Origin of the sequence: Delftia acidovorans SPH-1, from assembly GCF_000018665.1 — a bacterium.
Classification (GTDB): Bacteria; Pseudomonadota; Gammaproteobacteria; order Burkholderiales; family Burkholderiaceae_C; genus Comamonas; species Comamonas acidovorans.
This window is the reverse complement of sequence record NC_010002.1, coordinates 5,296,447-5,318,264: the sequence shown is the minus strand read 5'-3', so window position 1 is coordinate 5,318,264 and position 21,818 is coordinate 5,296,447. Positions and strand designations below refer to the sequence as shown.

Below are 21,818 nucleotides of genomic sequence, written 5' to 3'. Positions count from 1 at the left end.
CGCGCCGTTGCCTGTCGCCTTGGATCGGGACAGGCGGCGGTCCGCCACCTATGATCTGCCTCCAAGTCTAGGAATCGCCCCGTCTTGCCGCCATCGTCGAAACCGACGAAAGTGCCCGGTGCCTCACCCCTTCACAGTGCCTCCTGCCTGCATGCAGCCCCCAGCGCCCACCCCTTCCTCCGGCCCCGGTCCGGGTTCCGGCTACGTGCCGCAGGCCAAGCTGAGCCCGCCGCGCGCCGCTGCCGCCCAGGTGGCCCGGCTGGCCGTTGCCGCGCGCTGGCCCGAGGCCTTGCGCGCCCGCGTGGTGCTGGTGCGCGCCCCTGCCGGCTTCGGCAAGACCACGGCCATGCGCCAGATGCGCGAGCGCCTGCAGGCCGAGGGCCAGGCCACGGCGTGGCTGACGCTGGATGCCGCCGACAACGATGTCTCACGCTTTCTGCAGTGCCTGGGCGCGGCCGTGCGCACCCTGGGGGTGGGGCCGTCGCAAGGCGCCGGCGAGTTGTCCCAGGCCCTGCATGCGCTGGCCGGCGAGGGCCGCTCCTTTGCGCTGTTCATCGATGATTTCGAGGTGCTGCACAACGATGCCGTGCTCGGCCTGGTGCGCCAGCTCATGGAGCAGCTGCCCGAGCGCGGGCGCCTGGTCATAGGCTCGCGCGCGCTACCGGCCCTGGGACTGGGGCGGCTGCGCACCAGTGGCCAGTTGCTGGAGATCGATGCGGCGCTGCTGCGCTTTTCCGTGGGCGAGGCCGAGGAGTTCTTTCGCCTGCGCGGCTGCCCGCTGCCGCGCGAGGCCCTGGCGCGGCTGCTGGACAAGACCGAAGGCTGGATAGGCGCGCTGTGGCTGGCCTCGCTGGCGCTGGAGCGCCATGGCCCGCACAGCGATTTCATCGAGCGTTTCTCGGGCTCGGAGCGCGCCGTGGCCGACTACCTGGCCGAGGATGTGCTGGCCCAGCAGCCCGCGTCCGTGCGCGACTTCCTGCTGCGCACCAGCATCCTGCGCACGCTGGATGCCCAGGTCTGCCAGGCCCTGGTGCCGCGCGCCGACGGCGCCGCCATGCTGCAGGCGCTGGAGCAGGCCCACCTGTTCCTGGTGCCGCTGGCCGACGAGGCGCAGGGTGGCCAGGGCGGGCACAGCTGGCGCTACCACAGCATGTTTGCCGACTTCCTGCGCGCACAGCTGCTGCGCGAGCAGCCCGGTGAATTGACGCGCCTTCACCTGGCGGCCAGCGGCTGGTACGAATCCTGCGGCCGGCCCGTGCCCGCCATCGAGCATGCGCTGGAAGGCGGCGACCTGCCGCATGCCCTGTCCCTGCTGGCGCGCCATGCCGAGGCGCTGATGGAGCAGGGCCGCATGCGCCTGCTGTCGCGCTGGTTCTCGGCCATGCCGGCACCGCTGATGGCGCGCGAGCCGCTGCTGCAGGCCGTGGCCGCCTATGCCGACTGCTTCACGCGCGGCCCCTGGCAGGCGCAGCAGCGGCTGGACGCCTTGCGGCCCCGCATGGCCGCAGACCCCGCCGCGCAGGCGCTGGTCATGGCCCTGCAGCCGCTGCTGCTGGCCATGATGGACCGCGTGGAAGAGGCGGCGCCCCTGGGCCGCCAGGCGCTGGCCTGCCTGCCCAGCTGCCGGCCGTTTGCAGACAGCTCGCTGACCAATGCCATGGCCTACGTGGTGTCGGTGCTGGGCGATGCCGAGGAGGCCCACCGCCTGCTGGACGCGGCGCGCAGCACCCAGGCCGGCAGCCTGTTCAGCCGCATGTACACCGAGGCCATGGAGGGCGTGCTGGACCTGTCGGGCGGGCGGCTGCGGCAGGCGGCATCGCGCTTTCGCGTGGCGCTGGCCGCCACACCGCGCAGCGCCTCCTACAACCCCACCAACGGCAATGCCTGGGCCGGCGTGCTGCATGCCGGCGTGCTCTACGAGACCAACGACCTCGACGGCGCCGACCACCTGCTCAACGTCTACCTGCCGCTGGCCCGCGACGTGGGCCTGCCCGACCATGTGATCTCCAGCTACCGCATGCGTGCGCGCATTGCCTTCGTGCGCGGCGATGTGGATGCGGCCTTCGGCCTGCTGACCGAACTGGAGTACCTGGGGCATGAACGCCAGCTGCCCCGCGTGACGGCCAGCGCGCGGCTGGAGCATGCGCGCATCTTCGTGCTGCAGGGCAACCGGGCCGCCGCGTCCGAGGCGCTGGAGCGTGCCGACGATCCCGGCGTATGGCCGCGCGTGGAACGCCTGCGCCTGCCGCCGCACGAGGTGGAGGACATCGCCATCGCCCGGCTGCGCTGGGGGCTGCACTTTGGCGACTGCCGTGCCGTGCGCGATGCCATCGCCCCCTTGCTGGCCGATGCGCAACTGCGCGGGCGCCGCCACCGCAGCCTCAAGCTGCAGGTGCTGTGCGCGCTGGCCGAGGCGGGCTGCGGCGACATGGACGCCGCAGCCGCCATGCTGGCCCAGCCGCTGCGCCACGGTGCCAGCGAAGGCTTTGTGCGCCTGATGCTCGATGAGGGGCCGCTGCTCGCGCCCGTGCTGCAGCGCGTGCTGTCGCCTTCACTGTCGCTTTCACAGACGCCTTCACTGACGCGCCGCACCGAAGCGGCGGAGCCGGAGGCGGCCGCCCATGCGCAGCGGCTGCTGTCTGCCCTGGGCGAGCCTGCCGAGCCCGCCGATCCCCCCGAGCTGCAGGCAGCGGATGCGCCCCAGGGCCCGGTGCCGGCCACGGCGCTTGCCGAGCCCCTGACCCGCAAGGAGCTGCGCGTGCTGGAGCTGCTGGCCTCGGGCTACTCCAATGCGGCCATGGCCGAGAAGCTCTTCGTCTCGGACAGCACGGTGCGCACCCACCTGCGCAGCATCAACCTCAAGCTGGGCGCGCGCAGCCGCACCCAGGCCGTGGCGCTGGCGCGGGAGCTGCGGGTTCTGCGCTAGGCCGCTGGCGGCTCAAGCCTGCAGATGGCGCGCATAGGTCAGGAACACTTCGTCACGCACCCAGCCCAGCGACTCGTACAGCGCCTGGGCGCGCAGGTTGTTGCGGGCCGTGGTCAGGTCCATGCGTGCATGGCCCGTGGCGCGTGCATGGGCTTCGGCCGCCAGCAGCAGGGCGCGGCCCACGCCCAGGCGGCGCGCATCGGGCGCCACGAAGAGGTCGTAGAGCACGTAGATGGGCGCGGCCAGCACCGAGCAGAACGAGGGATAGAGCTGGCAAAAGCCCAGGGCACTGCCGTCCGGTCGGCGGGCCAGCAGGATGACGGATTCGCCGCGCTCCAGCCGCGCCGTGATGAAGGCCAGCGCCGCGTCGGCATCCGCAGGTTGCTCGTAGAACTGGCGGTAGGCATCGAACAGCGGCGCGATCAGCGCGGCGTCTTCGGGGATGGCGGTGTGTATGGCTGTGGAGTTCATCGGTGGTGCAGGGCTGAGGTTGCCAGCATGGCGCAGGGCAAGGATGCCGTGCTCATATCTTTGCTGAATCTCTCCATTTGGAGATGTGATTTGACCTGGATCATGGACAGGCGGAACACTCTCGGCCCATGTCCGAACAAAAGATCGAGTTCTACAAGGGGGCCGCTGGCGGCTGGGGCGCATTGCGCAGCGTGAGCCAGGCCCTGATGCGCCAGGATATCGCCGTCAAGGGCGCCAAGACGCTGCTGTCGGCCAACCAGCCCGACGGCTTCGACTGCCCGGGCTGCGCCTGGCCCGACCGCAACCACCATTCCACCTTCGAGTTCTGCGAGAACGGCGCCAAGGCCGTGGCGGCCGAGGCCACGGCGCGCCGCGTGACCCCCGAGTTCTTTGCCCGGCACACGGTGGCCGAGCTCGTGGCGCAAAGCGATTTCTGGCTGGAGGACCAGGGCCGGCTCACCGAGCCCATGGTGTACGACGCGGCCAGCGACCAATACCGGCCCATCGACTGGGACAGCGCCTTTGCACTGATCGCCCGCCACCTGAACGCGCTGCCCGACCCGAACCAGGCCATCTTCTACACCTCGGGCCGCGCCAGCAACGAGGCGGCCTTTCTCTACCAGCTGTTCGTGCGCGCCTACGGCACGAACAATTTCCCCGACTGCTCCAACATGTGCCACGAGCCCAGCGGCAGCGGTATGAAGCCCCAGATCGGCGTGGGCAAGGGCACGGTGCAACTGGCCGATTTCGAGCAGGCCGATGCCATCTTCATCTTCGGCCAGAACCCCGGCACCAACCACCCGCGCATGCTGGGCGAGCTGCGCGCAGCCCACAAGCGCGGCGCGCGCATCCTGAGCTTCAACCCGCTGCGCGAGCGCGGGCTGGAGCGCTTCCAGGACCCGCAAAGCAAGCTGGAGATGGCCACCCTGGGCGCCACGCCCATCAGCACGCACTACTTCCAACTGCGCGTGGGCGGCGACATCGCGGCCGTCAAGGGCATCATGAAGCATGTGATCGCGCAGGACGATGCACTGGGGCACGGGTGCGGCGGCGTGCTGGACCATGCCTTCATCGCCGAACACACGACCGGCTTCGAGGCCCTGGCCGAGGACCTGCGTGCCGAGGACTGGGGCCTGCTGGAGGCCGAGTCCGGCCTGAGCCGCGCGCAGATGCAGACGGCGGCCGACGTCTACATCGCCGCCCGCAGCACCATCGTCTGCTGGGGCATGGGCATCACGCAGCACATGCATTCGGTGGCCGCCGTGCAGATGCTGGTCAACCTGCTGCTGCTGCGCGGCAACATCGGCCGCCCCGGCGCGGGCGCCTGCCCGGTGCGCGGCCACAGCAATGTGCAGGGCGACCGCAGCATGGGCATCTGGGAGAAGCCGCCGGCCGCGCTGCTGGACCGGCTGCAGCAGGTCTTCGGCTTCGAGCCGCCGCGCGCCAACGGCGTGGACGTGGTCGAGTCCATACGCCTCATGCTCGAGGGCCGGGGCAAGGTCTTCTTTGCGCTGGGCGGCAACTTCGCGGCGGCCACGCCCGACACGCATGCCACCTGGCAGGCGCTGCGCCGCTGCGACCTGACCGTGCATGTGACCACCAAGCTCAACCGCAGCCATCTGGTGCACGGCCGCGAGGCGCTGATCCTGCCCTGCCTGGGCCGCACCGAGATCGACATGCAGGCCACCGGGCCGCAGGGCGTGACGGTGGAGGACTCCATGGGCATGGTCCATATCTCCAGCGGCATCAACCCGCCTGCGTCGGAGCACCTGCTCAGCGAGATCGCCATCGTCGCGCGCCTGGCCGCCGCCACGCTGGGCGTGCAGCGGCCCGTGCCCTGGCTGGAGCTGGCCGGCGACTATGTGCGCATACGCGAGCTGATCGAGCAGGTCTTCGACGACTTCCACGACTTCAACGCGCGCGTGGCCGTGCCGGGCGGCTTCAAGCTGCGCAATGCGGCGAGCGAGCGCATCTGGGAGACGCCCCGGGGCAAGGCCGGCTTCTTCGTGCACGCCGTGCCGCGCGACACGCCCGTGCACCGCGCGCGCGCCGCGCGCAGCCCCGGCGCATCGCCGGTGTTCACGCTGTTCACCACGCGCTCGCACGATCAGTACAACACCACCATCTACGGCATGGACGACCGCTACCGCGGCGTCTTCGGACAGCGCCGCGTGGTCTTCATCCATGCCGAGGACATCCGCGCCCTGGGCATGAAGAATGGCGACTGGGTGGACCTGCAGACGGTGTGGGATGACGGCCAGCAGCGCAGCGCCGAGCGCTTCAGGCTCGTGGCCTACGACATTCCGCGCGGCTGCATCGCTGCCTACTATCCGGAGACCAATCCGCTGGTGCCGCTGTCAGCCACGGCGATAGTGGCGGGCACGCCCAGCTCCAAGTCCATTCCCGTGCAGCTGGTGGCGCACAGGCTGCCTGCCGTGCCATCTCCCGCGCTGGAAGAAATGGCGGCCTGAAGTGCAAGGCATGGAAGAACTGGCCGCCGCCATCCTGCGCGAATTGGCCACCGAGCCCGCACCCATGTCCCTGCCCAGGCTGGGCAAGCGACTGGGGCAGGGCGCCAGCGTGCTCATGCGCTGCCTTGCGCTGATGGGCGATGCGCCCATTGCCGGCACACCGGGGCCGGGCTGGGTCAGGCTGGAGCAGGAAGAGGGGCGGTGGCTGGCGGCCCTGACGGAGCGCGGGCGCTTGTGGGTGGAGGCCGAAGCCTGTCAGGCGCTGGCCGAGGGCACGGGCCGCGTGCGGTAGAACTGCATCGGAAACTCCTGCATTTCCTTGGCGTGCTGGTTGATCACCGCGCGCTTCATCTTGCCGACCACGTGCATCTCGCAGGGCTTGCAGTCGAAGCGCAGCGTGAGTTTTTCCTTGCCGTTGATCAGCTGCAGCGGCTCGGCCTTGATGGTGCCCTTGACGCCGATCACGCCCTTGGCCTGCTTGGGGCACAGGCTCATGGAAAAGCGCACGCAATGCTTGGTGATCATCAGGCTGACTTCGCCTTCTTCTTCCTTGCTCTCGTAGGCCGCGTCCATGACCTTGACGCCGTGCTTGATGTAGAAGTCGTGTGCCTTCTGGTTGTAGACGTTGGCCAGATAGGTCAGCGTGTCCTCGGGGAAGGGCACGGGCGGCTCCACGGGCAGGGCGCGCGGCAGGCGCACGAAGCCGGCCTGGCGCGCGGCCTCCAGCGCGGCGACGGCGTCGCGGCGCAGCTGGTTCAGGGCCGAGGCCGGCACGAACCAGGGCTGGCTCAGCTGCAGGCCGATGTCATGCACGGAGAAGATGGTGGCGCCGAAGCGGCCCAGTTGCTCGCGCAGCGTGGCCTCGGCACGGGCTGCGTCGGTGGCGGCCTGGTGTTCCTGCGCGATGGCGGCGGTGGCAGTGAAGCCGTCCTCGTCGGTCAGCGTGAGCGCAAAGCCGTCAGGCGTTTCCTTGAGTTCGGCCCACAGGCCGATGCGGCGGTCGCTGGACTTCTTGTCCAGCGTGCGCACCCAGGCCATGTCGCGGTTGCGGTTGACCTCCAGGCCCTTGCGCAGGTCCTTGAAGCCGGCGATGGGGTCCTTGGGGAACAGGCGCCACAGCGACTTCTTCGCATCCACCGATTCGGCGCGGTTGATCTGCAGGCCCACCAGTTCCTTTTGCAGGTCGTAGTAGCACAGGCCGTCGCCGTTGTGCAGTTCGGTGTCGCGGCTCGAGGTCTCGATCTCCACGAAGTTCTCGCCCACCTTGGTGACCCAGCCGATCGCGCGGCCCGGCGTCTTGGGCGTGTCGAAGGCGCCGATGTCTTCCTTGCGGCCGTTGACGAAGTAGTCGGTGAACTCGCGGTTGAAGTTCTGGTCGGGGTCGGGCGTGAAGCTGAACGTGGTGCTGCCCGAGGATGAGCGCGCCAGGGGCGTGTCGGAGAACTCGCGCTCCTCGATGATTTCGTCCAGCAGCTTGCGGTAGTGGGCCGTGATGTTCTTCACGTAGCCCATGTCCTTGTAGCGGCCCTCGATCTTGAAGCTGCGCACGCCGGCGTCGATCAGGGCGCGCAGGTTGTCGCTCTGGTTGTTGTCCTTCATGGACAGCACGTGCTTTTCGTGGGCGATGATGCGGCCGCTCGCGTCCAGCACCTCGTAGGGCAGGCGGCAGGCCTGGTTGCAGTCGCCGCGGTTGGCGCTGCGGCCCGTGTGGGCGTGGGTGATGTAGCACTGGCCCGAGTAGGCCACGCACAGCGCGCCGTGCACGAAGAATTCGATGGTGGTGCGCGCCGGGTCGGTGGCCGCGCGCACGGCGGCGATCTGCTGCAGGTCCAGCTCGCGCGCAACGACGATCTGCGACAGGCCGGCGTCCTGCAGAAAGCGCGCCTTCTCGGGCGTGCGGATGTCGGTCTGGGTGCTGGCGTGCAGCTGGATGGGTGGCAGGTCCAGCTCCAGCAGTCCCATGTCCTGGATGATCAGCGCGTCGGCACCGGCCTCGTAGATCTGCCAGGCCATCTTGCGCGCGGCCTCGAGTTCATCGTCGCGCAGGATGGTGTTGAGCGTGATGAAGATGCGGCTGCCGAAGCGGTGCGCGTGGTTGATCAGCCGCTGCAGGTCGCGGATGTCGTTGCCTGCCGTGGCGCGCGCGCCGAAGGCGGGGCCGCCGATGTAGACGGCGTCGGCGCCATGGTTCACGGCCTCGATGCCGATGTCGGCATCGCGCGCGGGTGACAGGAGTTCGAGCTGGTGGGGCAGGAGGGACATGGGGCTTTGTGGTGTTCTGTGTTCGTACCCGCACCGGCGTGGGGGCCGGGCGTCGGGCGCAATGCGGGGGAAACTGGCCCCCACGCTACCCTTGCTGCGCAAGGTCCGCTGCCCCCCAAGGGGGCCGCTTTTTGTCTTGGGGCGGCCCGGCGACAAAAAAAGGCCCCCACTCTTGGGGCGGTCCGGCGACGAAAACCTCGCAGCCCGCTTGCGGTGAGGCGCAGCATTATCGCCGCAGCCCCGAAAAAACGCGCGCCAGGGGGTATGCGCCCGATGCCCTGGCGGGCGGCGCCGGTTTTTGCCTATCCTTTAGGATGCGCACTGCACAGGCCGGGCCGCCATGCCGGATACCCCGGCCCGTGCCTGCCCCGCCCCGGGCCTGACGCGCGCTTTCTGCGCCAGGCCTTGCCCGGCCGGGCAGCGCCCGAGTGGGCCACGCCGCAGCGGATTTCGTTTGCCAGGGCGCCTGTTTCACAGATTGACCGTTTTTTCCAGGAGTTGCCATGCACGCCTCGATTCGCCATTTCCCGTGGGCCGGCCCGGCCCTGCTGTGCACCCTGCTGGGCAGCGGCGGCCTGGCCTGGGCGCTGCCGGGAAGCGGCCCGGCCAACGGGCAGTCGGCAGGGGCTTCCGCTGCGGCGGCTGTACCCGGTACGGCCGCTGCGCCCGCTGCACCCGCTGCACCTGCTGCTCCCGGTACAGCCGATGCGCCCCTGGTGGTGCGCATTGCCCATGCGGGGCCGGTGTCCGGCCCCATCGCCAGCCTGGGCAAGGATGAGGAAAACGGCGTGCGCATGGCCCTGGACGATCTCAACGCCAAGGGGCTGGAGATCGGCGGGCGCAAGTTGCGCTGGAAGCTGGAGGCCGGCGACGATGGCGGCGACCCCGGCCAGGCCGTGGCCCTGGCCCGGCGCCTGTGCGACAAGAAGGTGGCGGCCGTGGTCGGCCACCTGCAGTCGGGCACCACGCTGCCGGCCACATCCATCTACCACGACTGCGGCATCGTCATGGTCACGCCCGCAGCCAGCAACCCGGCCATCACCCAGGCGGGCTACGACACCACCTACCGCGTGATCGCCGACGACCGCGCCATGGTCGATGCGCTGGTCGCGCACGCCGTGGGCAAGCTGGGCGTCAAGCGCGCGGCCATCATCGATGACCGCTCGGCCTACGGCCAGGGCATCGTGGCGCTGTTCGAGGCCGAGGCGCGCGAGCAGGGCATCGAGATCGTGGACAAGCAGTTCACCGGCGACAAGGCCACCGACTTCGTGCCCATCCTCACCGCCATCAAGGGCAAGAAGCCGGACGCCATCTTCTTCGGCGGCCTGGACGCCCAGGCCGGCCCCATGCTCAGGCAGATGGCCCAGCTGGCCATGGACAAGGTGCGCCTGCTGGGCGGCGACGGCCTGTGCACGCTGCGCCTGCCCGAGCTGGCCGGCAACACGTCCCCGCTGCGCAATGTGACCTGCGCCGTGGGCGGCAGCCCGCTGGAGCGCATGCCGGGCGGCGCTGCCTGGAAGCAGCGCTACGACCAGCGCTTTCCCGACCAGTACCAGGTCTTCAGCCCCTACGCCTACGACGCCACCATGGTGCTGGCCCAGGCCATGCTGCGGGCCGACTCCATCCGGCCCGATGCCTATATCCCCTATCTGCGCCAGACCCGGCATGACGGCGTGACGGCGCCGATTGCCTTCACGCCCCAGGGCGAGCTGCAGGCGCCGGTCGTCACGCTCTACCACTATGCGCAGGGCGTGCGCAAGCCGCTTCCCTGACCCCCAGTCGCCCGGACACCGTGACACCTTGACTGCCGAGCACCGTCCACTGCCGCAGGCCGACGACGAGGCCTGGATGCGCGCCGCCCTGGAGCTGGCGCGCGCCGCCGCCCAGGCGGGCGAGGTGCCCGTGGGCGCCGTCATCGTCAAGGACGGCGCCATCGTCGGCCAGGGCCGCAATGCGCCCGTGGCCCAGGGCGACCCCACGGCCCATGCCGAGGTGCTGGCGCTGCGCGACGCGGCCGCGCGCCTGGGCAACTACCGGTTGGACGATTGCACGCTCTACGTGACCCTGGAGCCCTGCACCATGTGCAGCGGCGCCATGCTGCATGCGCGCCTGGGCCGCGTGGTCTATGGCGCGGCCGAGCCGCGCACGGGCGCGGCCGGATCGGTGCTGGACGTGTTTGCGCTGCCGCAGATCAACCACCACACGCAGGTGACGCGCGGCGTGCTGGCCGGCGAATGCGCGGCCCTGATGTCGGACTTCTTTCGCACGCGCCGCGCCGAGCAGCGCGCGGCCCAGCCGCATCCGCTCAAGGACACGGCGCTGCGCCATGCGGATTCCACCTTCGGCGGCTTTGCCCAGCCGCAGTGGCGCAGCGATCTGCCGGCGCTGGCAGGCCTGCGCCTGGCCGTGGTCGATGAAGGACCGCATGATGCACCGCTGACCTGGCTGTGCCTGCACGGCAGCCCCTCATGGGGCCAGCTGTTCCAGCCCATGCTGCCCGGCTGGCTCCAGGCCGGCCATCGCGTGGTGGTCCCCGACCTGCCTGGCTTTGGCCGCAGCGACCAGCCCAAGAAGGAGAAGGCGCACAGCGCGGCCTGGCATGTGCAAGTGCTGCGCGAGCTGGTGCTGGCGCTGGACCTGCGGAGCGTCGTGCTGGTCGGCCATGACGATGGCGCGCGCCTGGGGCTGGCCGTGGCGCAGGCCGAGCCCGCACGTTTTTGCGGCGCCTGGCTCATGAATGCCTGGCCCGCAGGCCCGGCGCCCGATGCCTGCGTGCAATGGTTTGCGCAGGCGGCGCGCAAGCCGTCATGGCCCGTGGGCCGCGCCATGCACGAGGCGGGTGAGGAGGCCGGTGCACAGCCGCAGGCCTGGAACCTGCCGTTTTCCCAACCCGGCCACCGCGCCGCGCTGCAGGCATGGCCCCGGGTGCAGGCCGAAATGCCGGCCCTGCCGATGGAGTTGCTGGTGCAGTGGAGCCAACAGCAGCGCCTGTGGGTCCAGGGCGGCGAGCACGATGCGCTGATGCCTGCGCCCGCATGGCGCCATGCCTGGCTGCAGGCGCTGCCACAGCTGCCGCCAGCGCAGCTGCGCCTATCCCCGTGCGGCCATTGGGTTCCCCTGTGCGCTGCCGGCATGGTGGCCGACGCTGTGGAATACTTCCGCCCGTAGGCCTGCGCCGCCGGCCCCTTGCCGGGGCTGCGCAGCGGCAGTGCCCCGTCTTCACTCCCCTTGCAATATGGAGCATGCCGGCCAGGGCCGGCATGGAACCACCTTGGCCACTTCGCGCAGTTCCCGCTCTTCCAGCACGCCCGGCACACCCAGCACGCCCGGCACGCCCCGCAAAAAGGCAGCCGCTGCCGCCCCCGCACCCGTTGATCACGCGCACGAACATGTGCATTCCGCCGACGGCACCTGCTGTGCCCATGGGCACGAACATCCACATGATCATGGCGCTGCCCACAGCCACGATCACGGCCATGTGCATGCCGCCGACGGCAGCTGCTGCGGCCATGCGCATGACCAGGGTCCGCGCCACATCTATATCTACTCGCCCGCCGGAGCCGTGCGCGACAAGGCCGGCTTCAAGCGCGGCGTGCGCCGCCTGGAGGCCATGGGTCACCAGGTGGAGATCGATGCCGACGCGTTGAGCAGCCACCAGCGCTTTGCAGGCGACGACGCCACGCGCCTGGCGGCCATCGAGCGCGCAGCGGCCAGCGGTGCCGACCTGGCGCTGCCCACGCGCGGCGGCTACGGCCTCACGCGCATCCTGCCGGGCATCAAGTACAAGGCCGTGGCCAAGGCCATCGCAGGCGGCACGCGCTTCGTGGGCCTGAGCGACTTCACGGCGCTGTCGCTGGCCCTGCTGGCCAGGACCGGCGCCACCACCTGGGCCGGCCCGCTGCTGGTGCACGACTTCGGCCGCCCCGACGATGAGGGCGGCGTGGACGACATCATGCTGGACTGCTTCAACGACCTGCTCAGCGGCCAGGGCGAGGGCGCGGGCTGGCAGATGCCGAAGATCGGCCTGCGCGAAGACGGCAAGCCTGCCGTCAAGGATTTCTACATCAGCGGCGGCGCCACGCTGTGGGGCGGCAACCTGGCCGTGCTGGTCTCCCTGCTGGGCACGCCGTACTTCCCGCAGATCAAGGGCGGCATCCTGTTCCTGGAAGACGTGGGTGAGCATCCCTACCGCGTGGAACGCATGCTGACCCAGCTGCTGCATGCCGGCGTGCTGGCCCAGCAAAAGGCCATCGTGTTCGGCCAGTTCAGCGAGTTCAAGCTCAGCTCGCATGACAAGGGCTTCAAGCTGCAGACCGTGATCGACTGGCTGCGCAGCCAGGTCAAGTGCCCCGTGCTGCAGGGCCTGCCCTACGGCCATGTGCCGACCAAGGTGATGCTGCCCGTGGGCGCGCCCGTGTCGCTGTCGGTCGAAGGGCGCGATGCGCTGATCTACTGGGGCCACGTGCACTGAGCGCAAGGGAGCGGACGGCATGCTGCAGATGTGGGAGTTCGCGGCCTACCCGCTGCTGGCGCTGATGTTCGTCGGCATCTTCACGCGCGAGGTGATCGCGCCGGCCTCGCGCAACCATTGCGACCGGCGCTGGCTGCTGCTGTCCACGCTGCTGGGCCTGGGCACGCTGGCCACCACCTTGGCGGTAGGCCATCTGTTCTCGGACAGCATCCGCCGCCATGCGTTGCTGGACGTGGGCCGGCAATGGCCGGCCTGGGCCGTGGGCGCGCTGAGCTTTGTGCTGACCAGCTTTGTCTTTTACTGGTGGCACCGCGCCACGCACCGGTCGGACACGCTGTGGCGCCTGTTCCACCAGCTGCACCACAGCGCGCCGCGTGTGGAGGCGCTCACGGCGTTTTTCGCCCATCCCATGGACACGGCCGCCGCCGTGCTGCTGAGCGCGCTGTCCAGCTACTGGGTGCTGGGGGCCAGCCCGCTGGCGGCTGCCTTCGCCATCGGCCTCACGGGGGCGTTCGACCTGTTCCTGCATGCCGACATCCGCACGCCGCGCTGGCTGGGATACATCGTGCAGCGGCCCGAGATGCACACCGTGCACCACCAGTACGGCCACCATGCGCAGAACTACGGCCTGCCTGTCTGGGACCTGCTGTTCGGCACCTGGGCCAATCCGGCCGAGCGGGTGGAGCGCCTGGGCTTCGATGCCGACAAGGCCGAGCGCGTGACCGACATGCTGCGCTGGCAAGACGTGCACAAGCAGAACTCCCCCTGAGGCGCTGCGCGCCTTCCCCCTCTCGCTTCGCCGGGGGGGGGACTACAGCCTCGCTGCGGGGCGGCGCGGCCGGCGTAGGCCCTTGCTCGCTGTCCCTTGTTCTTGGCCGCGCCAGTTTTTGAGGCTCTGTACGGTGGCGGTGGGGGCTGACTGCTATTCGAGATACCGGCCGTTTTCCTTGCGGCGGGCGCGCATGCCGGTGCGCAGGAAGAGCACGGTGCCGCCTTGCTCGGCCAGCGGCACGCGCGTGTCGCCGGACAGGTGGGCGTCCAGGCGCTGGGGCAGGTTCTCCAGCAGGGAGCGGATGGCGGACAGGTCGGTGTCGGCCGCTTCGGGGTGGTCGCGCACGAAGCCTTCAAGGTAGGCGCGGGCGTCGGCCTCCAGCTGCTCGCGCGTGGTGGCCAGCGAGACATAGCTGACGCCGGCCTGGCCCGGCGCCTCGGTGCCCAGCAGGTAGCAGCCGATGTAGTCACCACGGGGCTGGCCCACGGGCGGGTCCTGGGTGAGCTTCTTCAAGAGGCTGAAAGGCCACATTCCACGTACTTCCTGTTTCTGTCGGTTGCCCTGCATCCATGCGCGCAGGGCCGGCAGTGATTGTCGCCTGAAGCCTGCGCCCTGCAGGCGCGGCTTTCTGTCGTGAGCAATGTGAGCATGTCGCGCGCGCATATGCTACAAACTGCAACACTACGATACGAAAAAAGCAGAGGGTGGGGAAAAGAATGGGAATCATGCGAATCCTGAACTCGCGGTGGTGGGGTGTGGGCGCCGTGGCGGTGGTCGGCTCGGCCCTGCTGGCCGGCAGCGCGCTGGCCATCTATGCCGTGCGCGTGCAGCCGGTGCTTGACGGACAGCTCACGCTGGCCGGGCTGGAGCAGCCCGTGCGCGTGCGGCGCGATGATGCCGACATCACCCATATCAGCGCCTTCTCGCCGCAGGACCTGTGGCGTGCCCTGGGCCATGTGCATGCACAGGAGCGCGGCTGGCAGCTGGAGTTCAACCGCCGCCTGATGCACGGCACGCTGTCCGAGATCCTCGGGCCGGCCACGCTGGACACCGACAAGCTCATGCGCGCGCTGGACATACGCGGCGCGGCGCGGCGCCAGTACGCATCCCTGCCCGCCAACGCGCGCGAGGCGCTGCAGGCCTACAGCGAAGGCATCGCGGCCTTTTACGCGGCCCTGCCCATGCGCCAGCACCCGCAGGTGCCCGAGTTCATGCTGCTGGACACGTCGCCGGGCGGCGGCGACAACTCGGCCTGGGCGCCCGAGGACAGCGTGGGCTGGGCGCTGATGATGGCGCTGGACCTGGGCGGCAACTGGGGCAACGAATTCGCGCGGCTGGCCGCGCTCTCGCAACTGGACACACAGCAGCTGTGGCAGCTGATGCCGCCTTATCCCGGCGAGGCGCCGGCCACCTCCACCGACCTTGCGGCCCTCTACCGAGGTCTGGGCGTGTACCGCCAGGAGGCACAGACTGCGTCTGCGCCCAAGGTGGCTGCCGCCGGCGAGGCGAGCGATGCCTGGGCCCGCTGGTCCCGCGACATGGTGCGCGATGCGGGCACCAACGACGGCAAGGGCAGCAACAACTGGGTGCTGTCGGGCAGCCGCACGGCCAGCGGCAAGCCGCTGCTGGCCAACGATCCCCATCTGGGCCTGAGCGCGCCCGCCATCTGGTACTACGCGCGCCTGCAGTCGCCCGCCGGCCAGGCGCAGGACGGCACGCCGCTGTCGCCCATCGACGTGGTGGGGGCCACCCTGCCGGGCCTGCCCTTCGTGGTGCTGGGGCGCACGCGCGAGGTGGCCTGGGGCTTTACCAACACGAATCCCGATGTGCAGGATCTGTACCTGGAGCAGATCGATCCAGGCAACCCGGGCCGCTACCGCACGCCGGACGGCTGGGCGCCTTTCACCGAGCGCAGCGAGCGCATCAGGGTCAAGGGCCGGGCCGATGTGCAGCTCACGCTGCGCAGCACGCGCCACGGCCCTGTGATCAGCGATGTGCAGCCCCAGTACGAGGCCGTGCTCGACAAGCGCCGCTACGCCGTGGCCCTGCGCTGGGCCGCGCTGGACACCGACAACCTCACCGTGCAGGCGGGCCTGCGGGCCAACGAGGCGCGCAGCGTGGCCCAGCTGTTCGAGGCCTTTGCCGACTACCACTCGCCCATGCAGAGCATCGTCGCGGCCGATGTGCATGGCGCCATCGGCTTCAAGGCCGCAGGCCGGGTGCCGCTGCGGGCGGCCGACAACGACCTGCGCGGCGTGGCGCCCGCACCGGGCTGGGAGGCACGCTACGACTGGCAGGGCTGGCTGCCCTACGACCAGGCACCGCAGGACGATGGAACGGCGCTGGGCTATCTGGCCACCGCCAACCAGCGCATCACGCGCGAGGGCTATGCCCACTTCCTCACCCAGGACTGGAGCCTGCCGTACCGGCACCGCCGCATCTCCGAGCTCATCGAGGCGAAGGACAGGCACGACATGGTCAGCATGGCCTCCATCCAGAACGACCAGACCTCGCTGGCCGCCCGCGCCCTGCTGCCGCAAATGCTCAAGGCCCTGGACGAAGCGCCGGCCACACATCCGCTGGCCCCGCAGGCGCGCCGGGTGATGGCGCAGTTCGACGGCCGCATGGATGCCGCGCAGGCCGCGCCCCTGATCTTTGCCGCCTGGGTGGACGAACTGACGCGCGGCCTGGTGATCCCGCGCATTGGCGCCCAGACCTTTGCGGCCACCTATGGCAAGCGCGACTACCGCGCAGGCATCGAAGGCATGCTGGAACGCCGCGACGGCTGGTGGTGCGCGGCTGCAGGCTGCAGTGCCCAGGTCAGCCAGGCGCTGGACCGGGCGCTGGTGCGCCTGCAGTCCATGCAGGGCAGCGTCCTGGGCCGCTGGCGCTGGGGCACGGCGCATGCGGCCCTGAGCAGCCATCGGCCGCTGGGCAGCGTGGGGCTGCTGGCGGGCATCTTCAATGTCAGCGTGCCTTCGGGCGGTGACAGCTACACCGTCAACGTGGGACAGTACCTGCCCGGTGATGCCAGGGCGCCGTTCGCCAACCGCCATGCGGCATCGCTGCGCGCCATCTACGACCTGGCCGAGCCCGAGCGCTCGCTGTTCATCTACCAGACCGGACAAAGCGGCGTGGCCCTGTCCAGCCGCTATGCGGACATGTCTGCCGAATGGGCCGACGGCCGCTACCGGCCGCTGCAGATGGCGCCCGCGCGCTGGCGCCATTCCATGATGCTGCGGCCGCAGTAGGTTGCAGTAGGTTGCATTAGGCTGCAGTAGCGGCGCGCGCAGGACTCAGGTGCTGAGGAATTGCTCGATCAGCCCGGCCACGTCCGCCGGCTGGTCGTGGTGCAGCATGTGGCCGGCGTCCTGGACCACGGCCGTGCGGCAGACGGCAATCTGCCCGATGCGCTCGTGGTACTCGGCCAGCGTGTAGCGGTCCTTCCACCACATGCCCAGGCTGTCGTCGCTGGCCTCGACGGCCAGTACCGGCGCCGTGATGGCACGGTACAGGGCCAGGATTTCTTCCACGCGGAACAGCTGCGCGCTGATGAGCTTGTGCGCCGTGTCGCCCAGGATTTCCCAGCGGCCCTGCGCATTGGGCGCCGCCCAGTGGTGGGCCAGCCACAGCGCCTTGTCCCCGGGCAGGCGGCGGTTGGTCTTCATCAGCCTGCGCGCCACGTCCTGCACGCTGTCGTAGCTCTTGAGCTCCATGCCGCCGCTGCGCAGCTGGCGCAGCTCGTCCATCCACTGCGCATAGCGTGCGGGCGCCTGGTCGGGCCGGGTGGCCGGCATGCCGAAGCCCTCCAGATTGACCAGCCGGCGTATGCGCGCAGGCCGCGCGCCCGCATACATCATGGACACGTTGCCGCCCATGCTGTGGCCCACCAGGTCCACGGGCGTATCGCCCACCAGGATGTCCAGCAGGTGGTCCAGGTCGCCCAGGTAGTCGGCAAAGTCATGCCGGTCGGCAGGCCAGGCCGGCCGGCTCAGGCCGAAGCCGCGCCAGTCCGGCGCAATGATGCGGCGCCCCGCCATGAAGGCCTCGCCAAAGGCATCGACCACGAACTGGTAGGAGGCCGCCACATCCATCCAGCCGTGCACCAGCACCAGCGGCGCCAGGGCGGGATCGCCATCCACGGGCCCCCACTCGCGCACGTGGTACTCCATGGTGCGCACCGGCACCATGCGCGAGCGCCAGGGGCGGCGGGCAACGTAGATGGGCGCTTCTTCAGCGGCCGGGGCAGAGAGGGAGGAGGGGGCTTGCAGCATCCCGCCGATTATTCCGGTTTGCTGCTGTGCAGCAGTCAGGGGCGGGACAGCGGTGGCTGGGGATTTCCCGGTGCGCCAGCACGGCTCCCGGCCGGGGTGGGCATCAGCCGTGGCTTTCCGAGGCGGCGGTGCGCGGGCGGGACAGCAGGCTCTCGGCCGGTATGCCCAGGTCATGAAGCCTGTAGAGCATGTTCAGCGTCAGGGGGCGGCTGCGATTGAGTATTTCGTAGATGCGGTTGGTCTGCCCGATGTAGGGCACCAGGTCCTTGACCGTCATGCCCCGGGACTCCATGAGCAGGCGCAGCGCATCGATAGGGTCGGGGGGAGCGATGGGGTAATGCCTTGCCTCGTAGGCCTCAACCAGCGTTCCGAGAATGTCCAGCCTGTCGCCGTCGGGCGTTCCCGAGGCCGGGTCCTTGTCGATCAGTTGCGAGATCTCGGTCAGTGCTGTCCTGTAATCCTGCTCGGTCCGGATGGGGCGGATTTCCATGGTCATTCCTTTCATTGCAGGCTCTGGTCCACCGTGGCGGCATCCACCTTGTCGTACTGCGCGTGCGTGCCTATGAACTTGATGTACAGCCACTGCTGCCTGTAGGCGATGGCGGCAATCAGGCGGTAGTCGTTGCCTTTGACGTTGAACACGACCCGGTTGTTGCCCACGATGCTGGCATTGCCGATCTGGTCCTTCACGTCCTGAGGGCAAGTCCACTGCGCGCGGGCGGCCATGTCGAACCACGCCTCAAGCGGCCCTTTGGCATCCGCATGCTCCGGCCTGCTGTAGAAATTGACGAGGGTGGAGCGGGCCACGATGTGCATGGGTGGATGTTAGTCCCAAATTGGGACTGAGGCTGCCGGCATGGTCTTTGTGCTCTTTGCCGTGCTTGTGCTTTCGCGCCGGGTTAACCCGAGCGCCGCCGCCGCTGATGCACGGCATCAGAAACAATGATTGGCCGGCAGGGCCGGCGCTGCCTACAGTGGGTTGCAGATTGACCGCACAACAACCCGAAGGAGACAGCAATGCAGCAACGCAGATGGCTGACGGCCGCCATGGCCGCAGGATTGGGGGGCGCCGCCATGGCGGCCCAGGCCGGCACGGTGACGGTGCTGACCTCGTTTCCCAAGGAGCTGACCACGGCCTACCAGAAGGCCTTCGAGGCGGCCAATCCGGGGATCAAGATCGAGATCCTGAACAAGAACACCACGGCTGCCGTAGCGTATGTGCGCGAGTTGCCCGAGGGCCAGCGGCCCGACATCATGTGGGCCAGCGCCCCTGATGCCTTCGAGGTGCTGGCGCGCAACAAGCTGCTGACCGCCGCGCCCGAGACGCGCAATCCGGCCGCGCCCGCCAAGATCGGCAACTACCCGCTCAACGACCCGCAGGGCCTGTACTACGGCCAGGCGCTGGCCGGCTACGGAATCATGTGGAACACGCGCTACCTGAAGGCGCACAAGCTGGCGGCGCCCAAGGAGTGGAGCGATCTGACGCGGCCCGAGTACTTCGGCCACATCGCCATCTCCTCGCCCTCGCGCTCGGGCACCACGCAGTTGACGGTGGAGACCATCCTGCAGGGCGAGGGCTGGGACAAGGGCTGGCGCCAGCTGCTGTCCATGATGGGCAATGCCGCTGCCGTGACCGACCGCAGCTTTGCCGTGCCCGATGGCGTGAACAACGGCCAGTACGGCATAGGCATCGTGATCGATTTCTTCGGGCTGGCGGGCAAGTACTCGGGCTTCCCGGTGGACTTCGCCTACCCGGCGATGACGGCCGTGGTGCCGGCCAACATCGCGCTGATCGCGGGCGCCAAGAATGCCGATGAGGCCCGCAAGTTCATGGCCTTCACCATGTCGGTGCCGGGCCAGCAGCTGCTGTTCGACCCCAAGATCAGCCGCCTGCCCATCCTGCCCTACAGCCAGCTCAAGGCGCCGGCCGGCTACCCGGTGCCGCAGGAGGTGGCGCAGCGCGCCAAGGTGCAGTTCGACGCCAACCTGTCCGAGTCGCGCTATGCCGTGGTGATCAGCCTGTTCGACCAGATGGTGACCTTCCGCCTCAAGGAACTGCAGGCGGCCACGCGCGCCATCCAGGAGGCGCACAAGGCCCTGCAGGCCAAGCCCAATGCCAAGGGGCAGGAGCTGCTGGCGCAGGCGCGCGACATCGCCTACTCGCCGCTGGTGGGCGAAGCCAATGTGAAGGACGAGCAGTTTCTGGAGCTGTTCCGCAAGAGCCGGCGCGATGTGGCCGTGTCCAAGGAGCTGACGGGCCTGGAGCAGATGTGGGCCGACAAGGCGCGTGCCAACTACGAGCGCGCGGCCAAGCTGGCGGCCGAGGCGCGCGGCCTGGCCCGGTAGGTGGCGCGGTAGGTGGCGCAGGGGCCCGGCACCGGGCGCCTGCATGCACTCCCCTTGACAGTCTCTTTCGCTGCGGAGCATTCGCATGAGCATCGATTCCATGGCGGCGCCCGGCGCCGCCCCCCTTGCTGCGCGCGCACGGCGCATTCCGTCGGGCTGGGGGCCGTGGCTGGCCTTCGCGCTGATCCTGGCCTTTTTGCTGGCCTTTCTCATCGTGCCCGTGGGCATGGTGGTCTACACCGCCTTCGTCAATGAAGGCGGCGGGCTCACGCTGGGGCACTTCGGCAATTTCTTCGGCCAGACCGTCTTCCGCGAGTCGTTCTTCAACAGCCTGGGCGTGTCCCTGGCCAGCGTGTTCTTCGCCAGCCTGATCGCCGTGCCGCTGGCCTACCTGACCGTGCGCTTCGAGTTCCGGGGCGCGCTGCTGATACAGACGCTGGGCGTGCTGCCGCTGATCATGCCGCCCTTCGTGGGGGCGGTGGCGCTGCAGCTGATCTTCGGGCGCAGCGGCTCGGTCAACCTGCTGCTGGACGACTGGTTCGGCTTCACCGTGCCCATCATGGAGGGGCTGACGGGCGTGATCTTCGTGGAGAGCATCCACTACTTCCCGTTCATCTTGCTCAACCTCGTGGCGGCCATGCGCAATATCGACGGGGCCATGGAGGAGTCGGCGCTGAACCTGGGTTCGCGCGGTTTCCGGCTGTTCCGGCGCGTGATCTTTCCGCTGGCCATGCCCGGCTACCTGGCGGGCGCGGCCCTGGTGTTCGTCAAGGTGTTCGACGACCTGGGCACGCCGCTGGTGATGGGCGTGACCAATATGCTGGCGCCCCAGGCCTATCTGCGCATCACCTCGGTGGGGCTCGATGATCCGCTGGGCTATGTGATCAGCGTGATCATGATCGCGTTCTCCATCGTCGCCCTGTGGCTGGCCGCGCGGGTGATGAAGGGCAAGGACTACGCCACGCTGCAAAAGGGCGGCAGCGCGCTGCAAAAGCGCCGGCTGTCGGCCTGGGAGGCGCTGCTGGCCTATGGCTGGATCGCCCTGGTGCTGCTGGTGGTGCTGGCGCCGCACATCGGCATCTTGCTGATGTCGTTCTCCAAGGTCTGGAGCTTCTCGGTGCTGCCCGACAGCTACACGCTGGAACACTACGCCACGGTGTTCACCGACTCGGGCTACATGATCGGCAACACGCTGCTGTACTGCCTGATGGCGGCGGGCATTGACGTGGTGATCGGCACCGCCATCGCCTACCTGATCCTGCGCACCCGGCTGCCTGCCCGGCAGTGGCTGGACTACCTGGCCTCGGTGGCGCTGGCGATTCCGGGGCTGGTGCTGGCCATCGGCTACCTGCGGCTGTTCAAGGGCGTGAACCTGCCCTTCACCGATACGCCCATCGTCACGACCTGGGTGCTGATCATGCTGGCCTATGCGGTGCGGCGGCTGCCGTATGCGCTGCGCTCGTGCATGGCGGCGCTGCAGCAGGTGCACATCTCGCTGGAGGAGGCCGCGCAAAGCCTGGGCGCGGGCCGCACCAGCGTGATACGGCGCGTGATGGTGCCGCTGATGGCCGGCGGCATCCTGGCCGGCTTCGTCACCAGCTTCATCACGGCAGCGGTGGAGCTGTCGGCCACCATCATGCTGGCCTCGGCCCAGAGCCAGGCGCCCATGAGCTACGGCATCTACCTGTACATGCAAAGCATCTCGGGGCGCGGGCCCGGTGCGGCATTGGGCGTGCTGGCCGTGGTCGTGGTCGGCCTGGGCACGTATTTCTCGCACCGCTTCGTGGAGCGCTCGCGCGCCACCGTGCAATCGACTTCGGAGTGA

At 69.3% G+C, this 21,818-nt stretch carries 16 protein-coding genes; 10 read left to right on the top strand and 6 right to left on the bottom strand.

Annotated features, from left to right (window positions below; genetic code table 11):
* Positions 1-151: 151 nt before the first annotated feature.
* Positions 152-2,926, top strand: a complete 2,775-nt coding sequence (locus tag DACI_RS24315) for a LuxR C-terminal-related transcriptional regulator (RefSeq protein WP_012206614.1) — start codon at positions 152-154, stop codon at positions 2,924-2,926.
* A 12-nt stretch (positions 2,927-2,938) separates the two neighbouring features.
* On the opposite strand, the gene DACI_RS24310 is transcribed toward DACI_RS24315, so the two are convergent.
* Positions 2,939-3,397 (bottom strand): GNAT family N-acetyltransferase, encoded by a 459-nt coding sequence (locus DACI_RS24310; protein WP_012206613.1) that lies wholly within the window; start codon positions 3,395-3,397, stop codon positions 2,939-2,941.
* 128 nt (positions 3,398-3,525) lie between these two features.
* Between DACI_RS24310 and DACI_RS24305 the strand changes: the two genes are divergently transcribed.
* Together DACI_RS24305 and DACI_RS24300 are read left to right on the top strand one after the other, a co-directional pair.
* Complete coding sequence (locus tag DACI_RS24305; RefSeq protein ID WP_012206612.1) at positions 3,526-5,868, top strand: FdhF/YdeP family oxidoreductase; 2,343 nt, start codon at positions 3,526-3,528, stop codon at positions 5,866-5,868.
* Between the two features lie 10 nt (positions 5,869-5,878).
* Complete coding sequence (locus DACI_RS24300) at positions 5,879-6,160, top strand: hypothetical protein (RefSeq protein ID WP_012206611.1); 282 nt, start codon at positions 5,879-5,881, stop codon at positions 6,158-6,160.
* Here DACI_RS24300 and DACI_RS24295 read toward each other — a convergent pair.
* Entirely contained in the window at positions 6,124-8,130 is a 2,007-nt protein-coding gene (locus tag DACI_RS24295; protein WP_012206610.1) for a peptidase U32 family protein, read from the bottom strand. The genes DACI_RS24300 and DACI_RS24295 overlap by 37 nt on opposite strands.
* 503 nt (positions 8,131-8,633) lie before the next feature.
* Between DACI_RS24295 and DACI_RS24290 the strand changes: the two genes are divergently transcribed.
* The 4 genes from DACI_RS24290 to DACI_RS24275 all read left to right on the top strand — a co-directional run bounded on the left by DACI_RS24290 (position 8,634) and on the right by DACI_RS24275 (position 13,370).
* Positions 8,634-9,902: a branched-chain amino acid ABC transporter substrate-binding protein gene (locus tag DACI_RS24290; protein WP_012206609.1), complete on the top strand. Its 1,269-nt coding sequence runs from the start codon at positions 8,634-8,636 to the stop codon at positions 9,900-9,902.
* The gene (gene tadA, locus DACI_RS24285) at positions 9,871-11,298 is read left to right on the top strand and encodes a tRNA adenosine(34) deaminase TadA (protein ID WP_012206608.1); all 1,428 of its coding nucleotides are present in this window, start codon (positions 9,871-9,873) and stop codon (positions 11,296-11,298) included. The genes DACI_RS24290 and tadA overlap by 32 nt, the downstream gene beginning before the upstream one ends.
* Before the next feature lie 310 nt (positions 11,299-11,608).
* The gene (locus DACI_RS24280; protein ID WP_013801556.1) at positions 11,609-12,601 is read left to right on the top strand and encodes an LD-carboxypeptidase; all 993 of its coding nucleotides are present in this window, start codon (positions 11,609-11,611) and stop codon (positions 12,599-12,601) included.
* A gap of 19 nt (positions 12,602-12,620) precedes the next feature.
* Positions 12,621-13,370, top strand: coding sequence for a sterol desaturase family protein (locus DACI_RS24275; RefSeq protein WP_012206606.1), 750 nt, complete (start codon positions 12,621-12,623; stop codon positions 13,368-13,370).
* A 153-nt stretch (positions 13,371-13,523) separates the two neighbouring features.
* On the opposite strand, the gene DACI_RS24270 is transcribed toward DACI_RS24275, so the two are convergent.
* The gene (locus DACI_RS24270) at positions 13,524-13,904 is read right to left on the bottom strand and encodes a hypothetical protein (RefSeq protein WP_012206605.1); all 381 of its coding nucleotides are present in this window, start codon (positions 13,902-13,904) and stop codon (positions 13,524-13,526) included.
* A 185-nt stretch (positions 13,905-14,089) separates the two neighbouring features.
* On the opposite strand from DACI_RS24270, the gene DACI_RS24265 reads away from it, so the two are divergent.
* Complete coding sequence (locus DACI_RS24265; protein WP_012206604.1) at positions 14,090-16,624, top strand: penicillin acylase family protein; 2,535 nt, start codon at positions 14,090-14,092, stop codon at positions 16,622-16,624.
* 45 nt (positions 16,625-16,669) lie between these two features.
* Here DACI_RS24265 and DACI_RS24260 read toward each other — a convergent pair whose 3' ends face one another.
* From DACI_RS24260 to DACI_RS24250, 3 genes are all read right to left on the bottom strand, one after another.
* On the bottom strand, positions 16,670-17,647 hold the full coding sequence (locus tag DACI_RS24260) for an alpha/beta fold hydrolase (protein ID WP_012206603.1): 978 nt from the start codon (positions 17,645-17,647) through the stop codon (positions 16,670-16,672).
* Between the two features lie 103 nt (positions 17,648-17,750).
* Positions 17,751-18,143 carry a helix-turn-helix domain-containing protein gene (locus DACI_RS24255; protein WP_172642952.1) on the bottom strand — a complete coding sequence of 131 codons (393 nt, stop codon included), beginning with the start codon at positions 18,141-18,143 and terminating at the stop codon, positions 17,751-17,753.
* 5 nt (positions 18,144-18,148) lie between these two features.
* Positions 18,149-18,463 (bottom strand): type II toxin-antitoxin system HigB family toxin, encoded by a 315-nt coding sequence (locus tag DACI_RS24250; RefSeq protein WP_012206601.1) that lies wholly within the window; start codon positions 18,461-18,463, stop codon positions 18,149-18,151.
* Between the two features lie 201 nt (positions 18,464-18,664).
* Here DACI_RS24250 and DACI_RS24245 point away from each other — a divergent pair, with 201 nt between their 5' ends.
* Both DACI_RS24245 and DACI_RS24240 read left to right on the top strand, forming a co-directional pair.
* On the top strand, positions 18,665-19,993 hold the full coding sequence (locus tag DACI_RS24245) for an ABC transporter substrate-binding protein (RefSeq protein ID WP_012206600.1): 1,329 nt from the start codon (positions 18,665-18,667) through the stop codon (positions 19,991-19,993).
* 85 nt (positions 19,994-20,078) lie between these two features.
* The gene (locus DACI_RS24240) at positions 20,079-21,818 is read left to right on the top strand and encodes an ABC transporter permease (protein WP_012206599.1); all 1,740 of its coding nucleotides are present in this window, start codon (positions 20,079-20,081) and stop codon (positions 21,816-21,818) included.